11 protein-coding genes are annotated in these 15427 nt (G+C 63.7%); 1 reads left to right on the forward strand and 10 read right to left on the reverse strand.

The window, feature by feature from the left end; genetic code table 11:
* Positions 1–76: 76 nt before the first annotated feature.
* From EAT49_RS20045 to EAT49_RS20065, 5 genes are all read right to left on the reverse strand, one after another.
* On the reverse strand, positions 77–2248 hold the full coding sequence (locus tag EAT49_RS20045) for a ParB/RepB/Spo0J family partition protein (protein WP_123644093.1): 2172 nt from the start codon (positions 2246–2248) through the stop codon (positions 77–79).
* Positions 2249–2375: 127 nt separating this feature from the next.
* On the reverse strand, positions 2376–3488 hold the full coding sequence (locus tag EAT49_RS20050; protein WP_123644094.1) for a helix-turn-helix domain-containing protein: 1113 nt from the start codon (positions 3486–3488) through the stop codon (positions 2376–2378).
* A 203-nt stretch (positions 3489–3691) separates the two neighbouring features.
* The gene (locus EAT49_RS20055) at positions 3692–4621 is read right to left on the reverse strand and encodes a ParB/RepB/Spo0J family partition protein (protein WP_123644095.1); all 930 of its coding nucleotides are present in this window, start codon (positions 4619–4621) and stop codon (positions 3692–3694) included.
* Positions 4611–5756, reverse strand: coding sequence for a plasmid partitioning protein RepA (gene repA / locus EAT49_RS20060; RefSeq protein WP_185020860.1), 1146 nt, complete (start codon positions 5754–5756; stop codon positions 4611–4613). The genes EAT49_RS20055 and repA overlap by 11 nt, the downstream gene beginning before the upstream one ends.
* A gap of 292 nt (positions 5757–6048) precedes the next feature.
* Entirely contained in the window at positions 6049–6933 is an 885-nt protein-coding gene (locus EAT49_RS20065; protein ID WP_123644097.1) for a recombinase family protein, read from the reverse strand.
* A 238-nt stretch (positions 6934–7171) separates the two neighbouring features.
* On the opposite strand from EAT49_RS20065, the gene EAT49_RS20070 reads away from it, so the two are divergent.
* On the forward strand, positions 7172–8407 hold the full coding sequence (locus EAT49_RS20070; RefSeq protein WP_246003922.1) for a helix-turn-helix domain-containing protein: 1236 nt from the start codon (positions 7172–7174) through the stop codon (positions 8405–8407).
* A gap of 18 nt (positions 8408–8425) precedes the next feature.
* On the opposite strand, the gene EAT49_RS20075 is transcribed toward EAT49_RS20070, so the two are convergent.
* The 5 genes from EAT49_RS20075 to EAT49_RS20095 form a co-directional block, all read right to left on the reverse strand.
* On the reverse strand, positions 8426–8890 hold the full coding sequence (locus EAT49_RS20075) for a bifunctional (p)ppGpp synthetase/guanosine-3',5'-bis(diphosphate) 3'-pyrophosphohydrolase (protein WP_123644149.1): 465 nt from the start codon (positions 8888–8890) through the stop codon (positions 8426–8428).
* Between the two features lie 152 nt (positions 8891–9042).
* Positions 9043–9885, reverse strand: a complete 843-nt coding sequence (locus EAT49_RS20080; RefSeq protein WP_123644098.1) for a helix-turn-helix domain-containing protein — start codon at positions 9883–9885, stop codon at positions 9043–9045.
* Positions 9886–10123: 238 nt separating this feature from the next.
* On the reverse strand, positions 10124–10780 hold the full coding sequence (locus EAT49_RS20085; RefSeq protein WP_123644099.1) for a hypothetical protein: 657 nt from the start codon (positions 10778–10780) through the stop codon (positions 10124–10126).
* Positions 10781–11030: 250 nt separating this feature from the next.
* The gene (locus tag EAT49_RS20090) at positions 11031–14132 is read right to left on the reverse strand and encodes an efflux RND transporter permease subunit (protein WP_123644100.1); all 3102 of its coding nucleotides are present in this window, start codon (positions 14130–14132) and stop codon (positions 11031–11033) included.
* Complete coding sequence (locus tag EAT49_RS20095) at positions 14129–15427, reverse strand: efflux RND transporter periplasmic adaptor subunit (RefSeq protein WP_123644101.1); 1299 nt, start codon at positions 15425–15427, stop codon at positions 14129–14131. Before EAT49_RS20095 ends, EAT49_RS20090 begins: the two co-directional genes overlap by 4 nt.

Genomic DNA, 15427 nt, shown 5'->3' on the forward strand with positions numbered 1-15427 from the left:
TCCGCATTCATCATATTGATATTGCTGTGTTTTGTGAGATATAGGGGCGGGTTTTCCCGCCCCCGGATGGCTCAGATCACTCTGCTGCCATCATCGACGCATCGCTGTCCGGCAGATCGGCCGTCAGAAAGGCCGGGAGATCGACATCCTCGGGCTGACCCGCGTCCTCCCCCTGCCCTTCTGCGATCGCCTCGCCGTCGCTTGCCACCAGATCGGCCCGGCGCAGGACCTCGGGCAACCAACCGCTGCCCTTGAGAAGCCGCTCGGCCTCCGTTGCCATCTCACCCTTCTTCAGATGGTCGAGCAGTTGCGCAGTCCCCTCCCCTTTCGCCTCGCGCACAGCCTCGAGGATCCGAGCCTTTGGCACGCGGTTGAGATAGCCATCGACCGTCGGCTCCCAGCCTGCCTCGACCATGTCGAGATCCACCGCGTGGGCCACGAGGTCGGCATGCGCCATGCGGCGGGTCAGACCGCTGGCCGAGATGCCCGCACCGTAAGGGTTCACCTTCTCATGGAGCGCATTGATCCCGAAGCTGAGGCAATGCGCCAGAAGGGCGAGACGGCTGCCCTGGTCGAGAGCCGTCAGATAGTCCCAGAGGGCAGCATCATCGCCGAGGGGTAGATCAGCCTCCCAGGCGACATGACGCTCGTCGACCAGCTTAGCCACGACGCTGTCCTTCAGGTCGGGCGCCTGGGCGGACATGTAGACGTGGCGCACCGAAGCCTCGAGACAGCTGCCCGAAGCAGAGGAGGTGCGGAAGGTGTCCGTCACCAGCTTCAGGAGCAGGAGCGTCAGCGCGACGTCGGGAGAACGCCCGATGGCCTCACGCAGCGCGAGGGTCCGATGCGCGGTCAGTTCCATGACCAGCCGCTCGGGAAGCGGCTTCAGCGCCCCGTCGTCTTCCTCGTCGGATGCGTCCGCGCCGATCGGGTGACCACCCGAGGTGATGACGGTACCCCCGGCGGAGGTCGCCGACGGGTTCCAACTGGAACCCCCGACATCACCCCCCTGCCCCATGGCATCCGCGCCATCACCATCCTGGACCGCGGTCTCCTCGCGCGGCTCGTCCTCAGGCCGGACATAGCCGCGATAGACCGCGAGACTACCGTCCCGATCCAGCGTGACGAAGACACCCGCGCGACCGACCTCGACCGGGTCGAAAATCACGGGCCGTTGCTCAAGCGCTTCCATCGCCGTCTCGAGCTGACCGAGCCGGGCATCGATCTCCTCCGGGTATTCGTCCTGGCCGGAGTATTCCTCCTCCAGCGCGCGGTATTCGGAGAGCAACGCCGCATGGGACGCGCTTTCCTCGTCGGCCATCGGCGCGGGATCACCGGCCAGACGCCGCAGGCCGTGGCTGTAGCCATAGGGCAGGTCGGTCGCCACCTCGATCCACTTCCAGCCCTCCGAGGCCAGAGCCTCTGCTTCGGTATGGAGCTTCTCGGAGACCAGCCGGTCGAGCAGGGCCGGATCCTCGAGCCAGCCGCCGTCATCACCCTGGAAGAGATCGCGCAGGACGACACCGCCCGCCGCCTCAAAGGCATCGACACCCACGAAGACCGCGCGACGATCCGAGGTCCGGACCGAGGTTTCCGTCAGCATGCGCCGGATAGCATAGGGCTCCTTGTTCCAGGAGTTCTTCACCGCATCCCAGACCTGCACCTGACGCGCGTGATCCGGGTTCACCGTGAAGGCCATCAGCTGTTCGAGCGTCATGCCATCCTCGGCATAGACCTCAAGCAGGGCAGGGGCCACGGACGCGAGCTTCAGGCGCTGTTTCACGATCTGCGGCGTGACGAAGAAGGCCGCCGCGATCGCTTCCTCGCCCTGACCCTTCTCGCGCAGGGCTGCGAAGGCGCGGAACTGGTCGAGCGGGTGCAGGGCGACACGCTGCATGTTCTCCGCGAGCGAGTCGTCCTCGGCGAGAATTTCCGACGCAGCATCCCGCACGATGCAGGGGACCGGCGCGGTCTTCGCCAGCCGCTTCTGCTTCACCAGCAACGACAGCGCCTGGAAGCGACGACCGCCGGCCGGGATCTCGAACGTGTCGGTCTCGACACCATCGGCATCGAGCACGGGCCGGACGTTGAGGCTCTGCAGGAGCCCGCGCCGCCCGATGTCCTCGGCCAGTTCCTCAACGGAGACGCCAGCCTTGATGCGCCGCACATTGGACTGGCTCAGCACGAGCTTGTTGAAGGGGATGTCCCGCGATGGGGACAGGACGACGTTGTGGGCAACTTTCGCCATCAGATCTTCTCCACGACGGGCGCCGGAAGCCACTCTCCCGATCTCACCTCCCGTCACCCCTCAAACCCCCAGCCTTTTCCTCTCTTCGTCAGTCTTGACCGCGGTCAAGACGTGCAAGTTGGATGCTCTATGCCTTCATGATCGTTTCAAAGTATGCCTCGGGCTGCCTGATCGCTTCGCCTTTTCCCAACAGGTAGTCCAAGATCAGCAAAAGCCGTCCAGCCCCAGCTTTCTGAAGACCACGCATCAGTTTTTCTTGGCGTATTCTAAGCAATCGACCGATGTCGAAGAGAACGCGGTTGAGGGCTTCGCTTGTTCGTGGAGGGTCTGGGAAGAAGTCCGCGACATGTGAAAAGTCCGTCCATGCCATTTTTGCCGGGTCCCGGTTCATGGTCGGTGCTCCAACGCTTTGGGAAGCGTTGGTCTGGTTCACGTGCGTGTCTTTCTTAATATGTTCTTTTTTTACAGACTCTATCTGCCGGTCATTTTGTCCGGTCCTGGCGGACATTTCGCTCGCGCACTCACGGCCGAGGGTTTGGTCTTGCGATTGCTCTCGGTCCGCACGGGTGTTTGAATCGTGGCACTCTCCGTAGCTCGGTTTGGCATTGGCTCCGAGCTCGCGGAGACCAGCGATGATTTGCAAGACTGTGTCGGCAGTCAGGGTTGCTCGACGAAGCAGGTTTCGGATCGTTTCCAGTGAAGCCCGCCGTGCGTCATGGAGCTGTTCGTCCTGTAGGAGGGACGCGCGCAGCGCTAGCGCTTCTGCCTTGAGGGAGCGCAGGCGTTCACGCTCTTCCGTGACCTTCGATGCTCTGGCTGCAAGAGCATCGTGGCTCTGCAGTAGCGGACCCAAGTCGATCCCAAACGCATCCCTGATGATCCCTCCGTAGCGGAGAGGGAAGCGTTTCCCGTTCGCTGAACTCTTTCGCTGGATGAGACCCGCAGCCTCAAGGCGCCCCAGGCAGCGGCGAAGCGTTCTTTCATCAATGCCGTTTGCGCGCTGTGATAAGGAGGCGTTTGAAGGAAACACAACGGTCAGCTTGCAGTGTGTTTCACCAGAGTTGGGGCTCTGATCGCGCGGAAGAAAGCTGATGAGCGCTGTCAGTACGGTGACGTCGTTGCTCGTGAGGCTCAGGTCTTTCCGAAGAACCCGCACCGGCCCCAGAAGCTCGTAGGGGTTAGGGCAGGCATTAGCCGCCTGTTCCGCCAAGGCGGTTCGTGCTTGAGTGACATGTCTCATGGTGTTTCGGAAGAAAAAGCTTCCCCGTTCACCGCGAGCGGTGTTGAACTCGATTCGTTTTGGGGGTATCAATCAGGTGTCGAGACTGATTGAGGCCCTTCGGAAGCACCGCTTTCGGGGGGTCTTTCCTTTTCTAGCCGTTCCTCCTTTCGTTTTCTGCTCGTTGCTCTTGATGTCTTGACCGCGGTCAAGACACGGGGTCGTCACTTTGGGCCGTCTTGACCGCGGTCAAGAAGCTCTCCGATCAGCTTTCGGACGGCCTCTTCGACGCGTGGGGCAAGATCAGCGTCCACATCGATAGTGATGCGATTGCCTTTGCGGCCGATCTTCACGCGCTCACCTGGCTCAGCCTTGGGCGGAGTTGTCTTGGTGGCCGTGAGCAGCGTAACCGCTGCGTCAAGCCGCTCTGGGCCAGGCAAGCTACGGGGGATTTCGCGGGCGACTTCCTTGGCTCTCGAGACGTCCTTCTCGCACAGCCTGAAAAGCTTCTCCCAGACCCGCCGACCAACGCCATGTGCTGGTCCGATGGCCTGGATCAGCTCCATCGGAATGCCCGTCGCGATACGGTTCATCCGAGAGACGAGAGACTCATCGATCTGGAGTGCCCGATAGGCGATAGTCTGGGCGTTCTTGCGCGTCTCGTCTGTTTTCCCAAGTTCTCGAATGATGCCGGCGACGAACAAAGCCCTCTCGATGAACGAGGGGTCTTGGCGGGCATTGTTCTCCACGCCTTGGGCGATCAGTGCTTCCTCTTCGGTCATTTCCATGACCGTGGCGCGCACCTTCTGACCAAGCTCACGACAGGCGAGAAGCCTGCGGCGCCCATAGACGATTTCAAGTGCGCCATCCTGGGTTCGGCGGACAAGAATGGGAACCTTTTGCCCATGCTCCCGGATCGAGGACACAAGTTCCTCGAGACCATCGCTCGGATCGATACGGTCCATGACCGCGGACATCCGCACGGCGCTCGGGTCGATCAGGCGCGTGGCGTGTTTGTCTTCCTCGAGCACGGATGCTTGCGCACGAGCGACTGTCGGGCTCGTACGTTTCAGATCAAGATCCACGTCCTCTTCTGCAGTCGCGGCATTGCCCATCGCGTTCTTGAGGGAATCTCCGAAGACCTTACGCGCCATGGCTACGCCCCCATGCCTTTAGGATTTCGCGTTCGACTTCGTCGGTAACGCGCGAAACGGACTCGATTGCACGCTCGTAGGTTCTGCGGTTCACGTCGCGAGGTTCGACCTCAAAGATGCTCTGCTGCGTATTGGCGGCATCACCTACCGCTGTCGACTTCAGGAACTCGGCCGGGAGGACCGCATCGCCAAGGACCGTCCGAAGCAGAGACGAGATCTGGACCTGTGGACCATCGGTATTCTCGTAGCGGGTGATCAGCACCCGCACGAAGTTCAGACCGTGTTCGGGAGCATGCGCCTCGACGACGCCCATCAGGTTGCTTGCCATACCGAGGAAGCTTGCCAGGGACATGACATCAAGCATGGACGCGTTAAGCGGGATCAGGACCCCGGTGGAAGCAAAGAGGGCAGAGATCACCGAGAAGTTCAGCTGCGGCGGGGTGTCGAAGATCACCACATCATACCTGCTCAGGACAGGCTCAAGCGCTTCACGGATCCGACTGTGGAAGGTGGTGGCGCCGTGTCTGAAGCTCAAAGCGACCTCGAACTCGTACTCCATGATGTCCATGGAGGCCGGGATCAGATCCACAGTCGGGAAGTTCGTCTTTCGAATGATATCGGAGGCGGGCAGGGGACCTTCCGACCGGATCAAATCGTAGGAGGTCGGCATGTCCGGATCGAGTTCAGGGGTCACCCCGAACAGGTTCGTCAGACTTGCCTGGCTGTCGAGGTCGATCAGCAGGACCCGATAGCCGCGAAGGCCCAGTAGCTGACCAACATGAGCCACGGTCGACGTTTTTGCGGACCCACCCTTCAGGTTGAAGATTGTCACGACCTGGCACGGTTCGCCGGCTCTTCTGTGAGGGTGCTCATCGGGCTTAATCCTGCCCGTCTCAAGAAGGACGCGTTGGGCCTCGACCATTTCCTCGGCAGAGAAACTGCGGCGGTTGCCACCCTCGAGTATACCTTCGGGAAAGCCTTCGAGGTTTGACACATGGTGGCGGAACGTGTTCTGGTTGAGCCGTAGGAGATCTGCCGCTTCCCGCATCGCGAAGCGGCGGAGACCCTTCTGGGCATCCGGTGGAAAAGTCTCCTGAGCATGTTCTCGCAACCGGCTACCAAGCCGCTTGGACATGACATCGAATCTTTGAGAGGCTCGTATCCCGCTCATCACTGCCCTCAAGTCTTTATTGTTTTGTAGACCTTAACAGTTTTGGTGAGTAAATCCAGCCCAAACCGTTGAACGGCGTATGCGCGTTGAAGGGGCTGATTTCTGACGAGAGAAAACCGTTAAGTATCAGTGCGTTGGGTGGCCTTGTTCGCAGCGTACTTCAACAGCTCGTGGGTCGTGGCGTCGTGGCCACAACATGTATTGTGGACGCCTACGGACTGCAGATCATAAGAATCGCATGGCGATTCCCGCGACTTCAATCAAGTAGCCCCAGCCTCTCGGCTCGCTCCAACAGCATCTTCACGGATGACGGCTGCCAGCTGGTCCGCCCACGCGGCGTCCGCTCCCGCATTTTCTCGAGCCGGTTGCAGATTTCTTGCAGCGTAATCTCCGGGTTTGCGCCCTTGATGCCGGCAACGATGGCCGGCAAACGGTCGTCGGTATCGCGGCGACCGGCACGGCCCAACACGGTTTCGTCCAAGAACCCATCCCGCACATACGCGTTCACAGCGCGGAGTAATCGGCTTTGTGTCCACTGACGTTCATGGGGCAGGGGAGCGTTGATGATGCGCAGCACGTCCTCCCAGGCCATGTCGGGCCGCAGGCGACGAACGTGCGGTACCCAGTCCTGTGCCGTCTCGTTCAGGCGATCCATGTAACCGTCTTGCCTCGCCAGCCGCACTTTGCGAAGCGCCGCGGGATCGCGGGCGCGCAGGCCCGGGTTGCCGCCGATCCGACCCTTGCTGCGTGCCGAGGCCAGCCCCGCTTTGGTGCGTTCGCGGATCAGGGCGCGCTCGAACTCGGCCGCGGCACCGAGAACTTGCAGGGTGAACTTGCCCTGCGGCGAGGACGTGTCGATCGGATCGGTCAGCGAGCGAAAAAAGGCACCTTTCGCCTCCAGCCGCTCGATGACCTCGAGCAGATGCGACAGCGATCGCGCCAGACGATCAATGCGCACGACGACCAGCGTATCGCCCTTGCCAATCCGCTCGAGCACGCGGGCCAGCACGGGCCGCGCACGGTTGCCGCCCGAGGCCTGCTCTTCGTGGATCTCGACGCAGCCCGCGGATTTCAGGGCCTGCGACTGGGGCAGGGGGGTCTGATCCTCGGTCGAGACGCGCGCGTAGCCGATCAGGGGCATCAAAACAGGCCGTTTGCAGTTTCATATGTCACTAATAAACGACCGTTTGTAGACGTACGCAAGGGGTGTTTCCTTCGTCGCGCTGAGTTCGGGAAGCCTTGTATCAATGGGCTGAAGCCCGCGAGAGGCGCTCCAGCGTCCTCGAGAAGACAGGGGCCTCGGGCGCCTCTATAGTAGAGAAAATCGCAGCCCCTTAAACTCCATCGTCAAGCGCGCATAATGGCCGTATAATGCGCGCATGAACCGATCACGCCAGACATATATGGACGACGAGGGGGTGCCTCTTGAGGACATGGAGGCGTCCGAGGACCGGGATGACGCTGATCTCTGGTTCCTGCCCGGGCCGATAGAGGACGAACCGGATTACCTGCCGCCCGGACCTCCGCCTGAGGCGAAGGAATCCGATGTTGTCGATGCCTGGCGCGCGGCCGAGGCCGGGCAGGCGGCGCAGCTCGCCCGTGTTTCTGCGCGCCTGGGAATCCTTGATGAACGCCTGCGCCGAGGCCCGGCTGGCTGGCGGCAGCGGCTTGCCCTGATCGAAGCCGCGGATCTCAGCTGGCTCACGCAGGACCGCATTGGGCTCGACCGGTTGTCGCTCTACATGGCGCTGCGGGTTTCGACCGTCACGGATGATGCGCAAGCGCTGTACCGGATCGGCTGGACCGTGCGGCGGCTGACCGGCGGACCCGCGCCGTTGGCGCATCGGTCAGGTGTGGGCGACCTCGAAACCTTTCTCGACCGGCGCGACCGCCCGGGGCAGGGGGAGCGTTTCGACGATGCCAAGGCGCCCTCGCGCGTGGCCGAGATGGCAGAGCGCGAAGCCTTTGAGGACCGGGCCGCCGGATGGCTCGCGATGATGGATCAGGCTGAGGATCTCCACCCCGTGACACGGGCCTGCATGGGCTTTCATCTTTGGCACGTCGCGGAGCTTTCACCGGTCGATGACCCGCTCGAGGCTGCGGTGACGGCTGCGCGTGTCGCGATCGCCGATCTCGCGCCGTCGGGGAGCGCTCCGGGCGCAATCTTCGCACCCATCGCCATGGGCGGGGGAGGGGGTTTCCGCGCGATCGGGGACCAGCCCGCCCGATTGGCGCGCTGGCTGAGCGCGATGGAGAGCGCGACATTGGCAGCCTTGCGCAGGCTCGACGAGATCGAGGCTTGGGCAGCGGCTGCCGAGCGAACGATGGCACCGCTCTCGGGCAAGACACCGCCGTTGCTGCGGGACCTTTTCACAAGCTGGCCGCTCGTCTCGGTACAGATGGCTGAGAAACTGACAGGTGCGCACCGGGCAACGGTTCAGCGCAACGTCGACTGGATGGAGGAGCGGGGCCTGATCCGGGAGGTCACGGGGCAGGGGCGCTATCGCATGTGGCGGATCGTCGAGACGCGCGCGACAGAGACAAGATCGAGCTCTGATCGAAATGATGGGCTGTCGCCTGAGGATCTCTACGATGTGCTGGCCGCACGCCAGTGATACCCGAATACAGCGCTGTCAGGTGTCTGCATCCCGCAGCTCCCGTAGAGCAGCGAGGTAGCGGTTCATGCGGCGCATGTCTTTTTCGGTCAGTGCGGACAAACGCGAAGCGTTCAGGTTGTCGAGGATGTCGGCCGTCTTGACCCGACGCGCAATCTTGTTGCCCTTGGCGCGCTGAACGAAGGCCACGTACACTGCCTCGCTGTCGCCTTCATCCTCGGGCCGCTTCGTTACAAGGCGCAAGGCGTCGAGCACAGTCGGCGAGAACCCTTCTTTTTCCAGGCGCTCGAATGTCCAGCCGGGGCCGTCTTCGACCACGTCATGCAGGACGCCCACGATCCGTTCGTCGTCGGTCTCCAATGACATCATCACCCGGAGCGGATGTAGCAGATACGGCGCACCGGCCTTGTCGGTTTGTTCCCGATGGGCTTCCGCAGCGATTTCGATGGCACGTTGAAGGTTCAATGGCTTCTCCTGGTTCATGAATGTGATCGTGACCATTCGGTCGATATACAGCGCGATGGTATTCGCACGATGTCGATCTGCTCAACGTCCATGCGTTCGATGCCTGAAGGAAATCGTCTCTCGTCTTTGACGTGAGCCGACACAGGCGGTGTCGCAGGAGCACCGCAAAGTCATCGTGTAATCTCGCCTGCGATCACGGCCTTCCCATGAACCGCGAGTGTCGCGGTGAACCTTGGGCAGCCAAACTGCCGGATGACGTCGACGACCCGCGCATCGTAGGCAGCCTGCCCGATGAGCCGACACAGATCTGACGCGTGAAACTGCCGGTTGCCGCTGGGTGCGGCTTTGATCTGAGCGAGCAACACCCGCTCGCGTGGGTCAGCTGCCTGTTGCGGAGTTGGCGCTTCCGTTGGTCGGCTTTCCGAACCGGGTGAGGTTCGCCATCGGCGCATGAACCCGAGAAGATAGCCGGCGGGAACCCTGTCGTTCCCGCGAGCTCGGTTGAAGGCAAGGAATCGGTCCCAGATCACCTGCGTGTCGACGTTCCAGCAGGGCAGGGCCCTCTTCGCAGCTTTGTTCAACTCCGCCCAACACGTCTGGAAGACGTTCGATACCTCAGAAATAGTGATCTGTCCCGAGAAAATAGTTTTGTTATTTCTTTCTCTAGATAGTGATGTGTCGCCTGTGCCTGACGCAACATCCTGATCGCCGTCCTCAGTATCGAAGGCCGTAAAGCGGAAGAGCCAGGGCGCGAATTTGCCGTTGGGCTTGTCGCGTCTCAGCTCCAGCTCAGACGCTTCGAGTTCAGACAGCAGCTCGGTCAGGTACTGGCGCGAGATGCCCATCTTGGATGCCAAGTCGGCCAGCGTGAAGGCGGCCGTCCCTCGCGGCAGCCCGTTGTAACCCTCCTTCCACGCAATGGCGTCGAGGATGACGGTCGCCAGCTTGTGGGCGGAAACGGACAGATCTGTCTGAGTGATCCGCCTCAGGATCAGGCCGGTCGTGGGTTCCATGGTCGGTGTCTCCTGTGAGAGACGACCCCATGCCGAGAGCAAACAACATTATTGCCAGCAAAACAACTTTGCTGGTTGCGGCGGTTCGGACAGTGCGCTAGAAGATCCTTGTTCACGGGTTCTTCTAGTGCGGCGTCAGGCTTTTCGGTCTGGCGTCGTTTCCCTTTTTGGTTCGGTGCACCGTCACAGGCGCAAGATGATCAGGTGCGGACCTGCCCCGGGCCAGGCCCGGCCAAGTTCAGTAGCGGACCTCTTCGAAACCGTAGTTCCCCTCATGATCCCGCCAGTCCACGAAGACCGAGCGGTAGCTGACCCAGTTGCAGTGCCCGGTGTCGGGCAGCTGTGATGCGGGCGGGACGTGGGCAACACTCGACCGTGTCCATCGATAGTCACCCTGCACACCGTAGGATCCGAGGCGCGTGGCGTCGTAACGGTTGCAATCGCCTTCACTGTTTTCGCGTTGGCTGAACTGGATGTGAAAGACGCGGATGCTGCGGACGAAGTCGAAGGCGTCGCCCGAAATGTCGATGTCGGCCTGCTCGTCTGACTGGACTTGGACCAGGGGCAGGGGATCTTGCTGTACGCTGGCCTGGGGCGCCTCTCGGAAGGCGATATCGTAGAGCCGTTCCATCGGCGAGAGCGGGGCAGGGGCGTTGAACGACGCCCCCATAGGGCAACGCCAGATCTGCAAGGGCGGCTCAATCGGCCAGGGTGTGATCCTGCGGATGAAGACCGCACGCGCATGGGCACAGGGTGCCGATGCCGGCCAGCCGCCCGCGAGACAAAGCAGAATGGCACAGTCGACCTGGTAGGCTTGCGCCGGCTCGACCGAACCGACGAGGCTCGATACTGTAACGGCCGCAGCAGCTGCTGCGGTCCGGACCTTGTGATTCATGACACCGACTCCAGCTATAATGGTGCGGCGATACAAAACAACACTAACGATAGCAAGCGGATTTGATTGATCGCGCGCACCCTGGGCACATCACGCCCCGAACGTAAGGGACGCGGGATAGTACACAACCGTTACGGAGTGCAGATTGCCAAGAGGGCAAGCGGGGACCGGCTTCGACTCATAGCAGCCATTGGCCGGGCAAACGTCAGAATGCTTCAGCCCGCTTGTCGTTCCGAAAATAAGTGGCTGATCAGCCAGCTCCCGCCAGTTCGCCAGTTCCTCGTTTTCCGTGCCTGAGGTCCTCAAGTGCTGCGTAGAACGCAGGCAAAACCAGAAGGATCAGTACTGTCGCAGCCAAGAGTCCGAAGACAACCGAGATCACCAGCGGCTTGAGCGTCTGGGCCTGCGTCGAGGATTCCAGCAGCAAGGGTGCCATGCCCATGATCGTCGTCGAGACCGAGACGAAGATAGGACGGAACCGCGATCGCACGGCTTCGCCTGCGGCCAGCGCAGCTGACAGTCCTTCGGCGCGGCGGGTGTTGATGACGCCGACCAGCAGGATCGCGTTGTTCACCACGATTCCCGCAAGCGAGGCCGCCCCCACCAGCGAGGGCATGGAGATGTTGTAGCCCATCAGGACATGGCCCCAGATGACGCCCAGGAACGCCAGCGGGATGGTGATCATCACGATCAGCGGCTCCACATAGCTGCGGAACTGGAAGCTGAGGACGATGTAGATGCCCACCAGTCCGATCAGGAACCCGCGCAGGATCGAGACGACGGTTTCCGCCGAATTCGCGGCCTGCCCACCGATCTCGAAGATCAGGCCGGGGGTGGCAGCCGCGAGGTCCGGCAGAAAGCCCTCGGCCAGCCGGGCGGTGATCGCGTCGGCATTGCCGATGCGGCCGTCCACATCGGCCGCGACGGTCAGCGTACGCAACCCGTTGCGGCGCGTGATGGTTCCCCACCCACGTGCTTCGGTGACGGTGGCGATGCTCGACAACGGCACGGTGCCGCCACCGGGCAGCGCGATCTCGAAAAGGTTCAGGTCAGCGCGGTTGGCGCGGTCCTCATCGGCAAGCCGCAGCTCGATTTCCCAGGCCAGATCGCCGCGCCGGATTTCCGCAAGCTGTGTGCCGAGAAAGGCCGCGCGAAGTTGGCTTGCCACATCCGTTGCGGCCAGCCCCAGCGCCTCGGCCCCCGGCGACAGGCTCAGCCGCAATTCGGGCGCGCCCGGGCGCAAATCGAGGATCGCGTTGCGCACACCGGCATAGGTTTCAAGCTCCGCCAGCGTGGCGCGCCCCGCCGCCTCCAGCGTGGCGAGGTCGGGGTGGCTCAGGCGCAATTCCACCGCGATGCCCTGCGGGCCGATCCCCGGCTCGGTCAGGATCAACGAGGACACACCGGGCAGAGTGCCGATTTCCGCGCGCCAGAGCGTGACGATTTCGTCCAACGTGCTGCTGCGTGTCTCGGCGCCGAGCAGGTCCACCGCGACGGTGGCGACATGGGCACCGGCCTCGCCCGCCGAGAGGTTGCGGCCCAGCCGGGTGATGCGGCGGATCACCAGCGGTTGTGCCTGGGGCTGATCGGGGGACAGGCGGGCGTTCGCGCGGTCCAGCGCCGCCTCTACTTGTGCGACGGCCTCGGTCGTGCGCACAAGCGGCGTGCCCGCGGGCAGCATCAGCCGCGCCTCCAGCACGTCGCCGTCGATCTCGGGCATCGCCTCGCGCTTGACCACGCCGCCGCCCAAGGCGCCGACGGTCACGATCAGCGCCCCGATGGCCAGACCGACAACAAGCCAGCGCGCCTTGATCGCGGCGTCTGCCAAGCGGCCCACGCCACGTTCGCGCAGGGCATCGAAACCCGCCTCGAAGCGGATGCGAAAACGGGATGCGGCGGTGTCCTTCATCCCGCCTTTCAGGTGATGGGGCAGGATCAGGAAGGCCTCGATCAGCGAAGCGGCGAGTGCGGCCAGCAGGACCACCGGAAGAACCTCCAGCACCGCCCCCAGTTCGCCTGCCAGAAAGGCAAGGGGCAGGAACACGGCCAACGTCGTCAGGAAGGACGAGATCACGCCGGGCGCCACGGCTGCGACGCCCGCCGCGACGGTTTCGACCGTGGCCCCCTTGGCCGAATGAACCGCGATGGAATCCGCGATCACGATGGAATCGTCCATCACGATCCCGATCGCCATCAGAAGCGCCACCAGCGTCATCATGTTGAGGCTGAGCCCTGTCAGCGCCATCCAGACGAAGGCGCCCGCAAAGGCCATGGGCAGGCCCATCGCTGCCCAGATCGCGAAGCCAGGTCGGAAAAACAGACTCATGACGACGACCACCAGCACAAGGCCTATCACCCCGTTCTGAACCAGCATCACCAGCCGGTCGCGGATGATGGAGGTCACGTCCTGCACCACCTCCACCGTGATCGTGTCGGGCAGGCGGGCGGTTTCCTCGGCCACCAGCGCCGCGACGCCGTCGAGCACCCGCAGCGCGTCGGCATCGAGCGCCTTGGCGACATCGAGCACGATGGCGGGGATGCCATCGACAAAGGCGCGGTCTTGCGGCGGGTCGAAGCGTTCCTCGATCGCCGCCACGTCGCCCAGCGTCAGGGTCGCGCCATTGGGCAACACCAGAACCGGGATCGTGGCAAGCGTCCTGGCTGTATCGCGCTCGGCGGTGAAGCGCAGGGTCAGCTCCGCGCCCGGCCCCTCCAGTGTGCCTGCGGGCAGGTCGATGTTCTGCGCGGCGATGGCGGTGGCGAGCGTCGTGGGTGTCAGCCCGTGGCTGTCGAGCACGGCGCGCTCCGCAATGATGGTCAGTGTCCGGGTGCCGAGGCCGCCGCGCGTGACGCCCGCGACACCTCGTAGGGCGGTCAGCCGGTCCAACAGCGCGTCAGCGTAGCGGTCCAGCTCGCCCAGAGGCAGATCGCCCGAGATGGCGACCGATGTGACAGGATCCGAGCGGTGCAATTCGCGCACCACGGCAGGATCGGCGCGGTCGGGGAAGGTGTCGATGGCGGACACCTCGGTGCGCAGCGAATTGACGAAGCGCAGCGCATCGTTACCGGGCGCCATGGTTGCCACGGCCCGCGCGCGACCAGTCTGGGCCGTGCACGTGAAGGTTTCCAGCCCCTCGACACCCTGCACTCCGTCCCAGAGCGGCGCGCAGATCGCGGCTTCCACATCCTCGGCTGCAGCGCCCCGGTAGGGCACGGTGACCTCGGCCTCGACGGCGCGGAAATCGGGGAAGGTTTCGCGCAACAGGCCCGGCGCGGCAAAGATGCCCGCTGCAAGGAACAATAGAAGCAGCAGGTTGCCCGCCGTCGGGTGGCCGGTGAACCAGCGTATCATGGCTGGACCTCGACCGGGGTCAGGGCCATGCCGGGAATGGCCGGCGCGATGTCGTCGATCACCACGCGTTCGCCCGGCGACAGGCCAGCGGCGATAACGACGCGGCCATCCTGCGCGAAGGCGGCGGTGACGGGGCGCAATTCCAGCAAGTCTTCGGGGCCAAGGATACGCACCATGTCGCCATGCAACGCCGCCTCGGGGATCGCGATGAGGCCTGTCATGGAAGCGCCCGAAAAGGAAAGCTGCACCTGCATGTTGGGCACCAGCGGCAGGCGGCGGGGCGGGTCCGCGCCCTCATAGGGGTCGTCAACCCTGACCACCACCGGCACGGTGCGCGCACGGGCATCCAGCGCGCCCTCGATCCCGACAACACGGGCGCTCCAGATCTGCCTCGGGTCCGACAGAGGGCTAAGCGTCACTGCAATCCGCGTGGCGGGCATGTCGCGCATCATGTCGGCAAGGGTGATGCCCTCCGGTGCATCTCCCAGCAGCTGTCGAAAGCTGTCGATGGGCAGATGCGCCACGACCTCGGCCGCCGCGATCCCGTCGGCACGGATCACCACCTGACCGGGGGCGACGGTCTGAAACAGCTCAGCATTCACCTCGGTTACGCGCAGGTCGAACGGCGTCGTCAGGGTCGTGCGGTCGAGCGAGCGGCGCGCCCGGTTGATGGCGGCCTCGCTGCGCGCGACCTGTGCCGCGATCCGCGCCTCGCGGGAGGGGATCAGGGCGAGCGTGTTCTCCAGTTCCGCCACCGTGCGGCGGGCCAGAAGGGTCGCGCGCTCGGCCTCGTCGGCGCGCGATTGCGGAACGGCGCCTTGCGCGACGAGTGTGCGCGTGCGTTCCAGATCGGTCTCGGTCAGGGCCAGCCGGTTCTGTTCCAGCGAAAGGATGCGCCGTGTGTTGTCCGCCTCTGCCGTAAGCTGCACGCGCTCGGCCTCCAGCACCGCGAGGTCGGCCTGCGATTGCGCCAGCGCCAGCTCGTAGTCGGCGGGGTCGATTCTCAGCACTTCCGTCCCCGCCGGGATCAGGCGACCGGGCTCAAGGTCCGGATGGCGCCAGATCACCTCGCCCTGCACCTCGGCCACGGCGACCCAGGTCTCGGCCGCGCGCAGGTTGCCCCAAGCGGTCGCGGCGGGCCGAATATCCTGCGCCGCGACCGTCATCACCCGAACGGGCAGTGCGGGCGCGTCGCCCCCGACCTGCGCGGGGCCGGGGGCAGACGCGACCATCCAGGCCGCCGCGGCAATGCCGAGCGCGATGGGTGGCAGCGCCAGGAGCGGGGCGAGGCGCAT

It is taken from the genome of Histidinibacterium lentulum, assembly GCF_003789055.1.
GTDB lineage: Bacteria > Pseudomonadota > Alphaproteobacteria > Rhodobacterales > Rhodobacteraceae > Oceanicola > Oceanicola lentulus.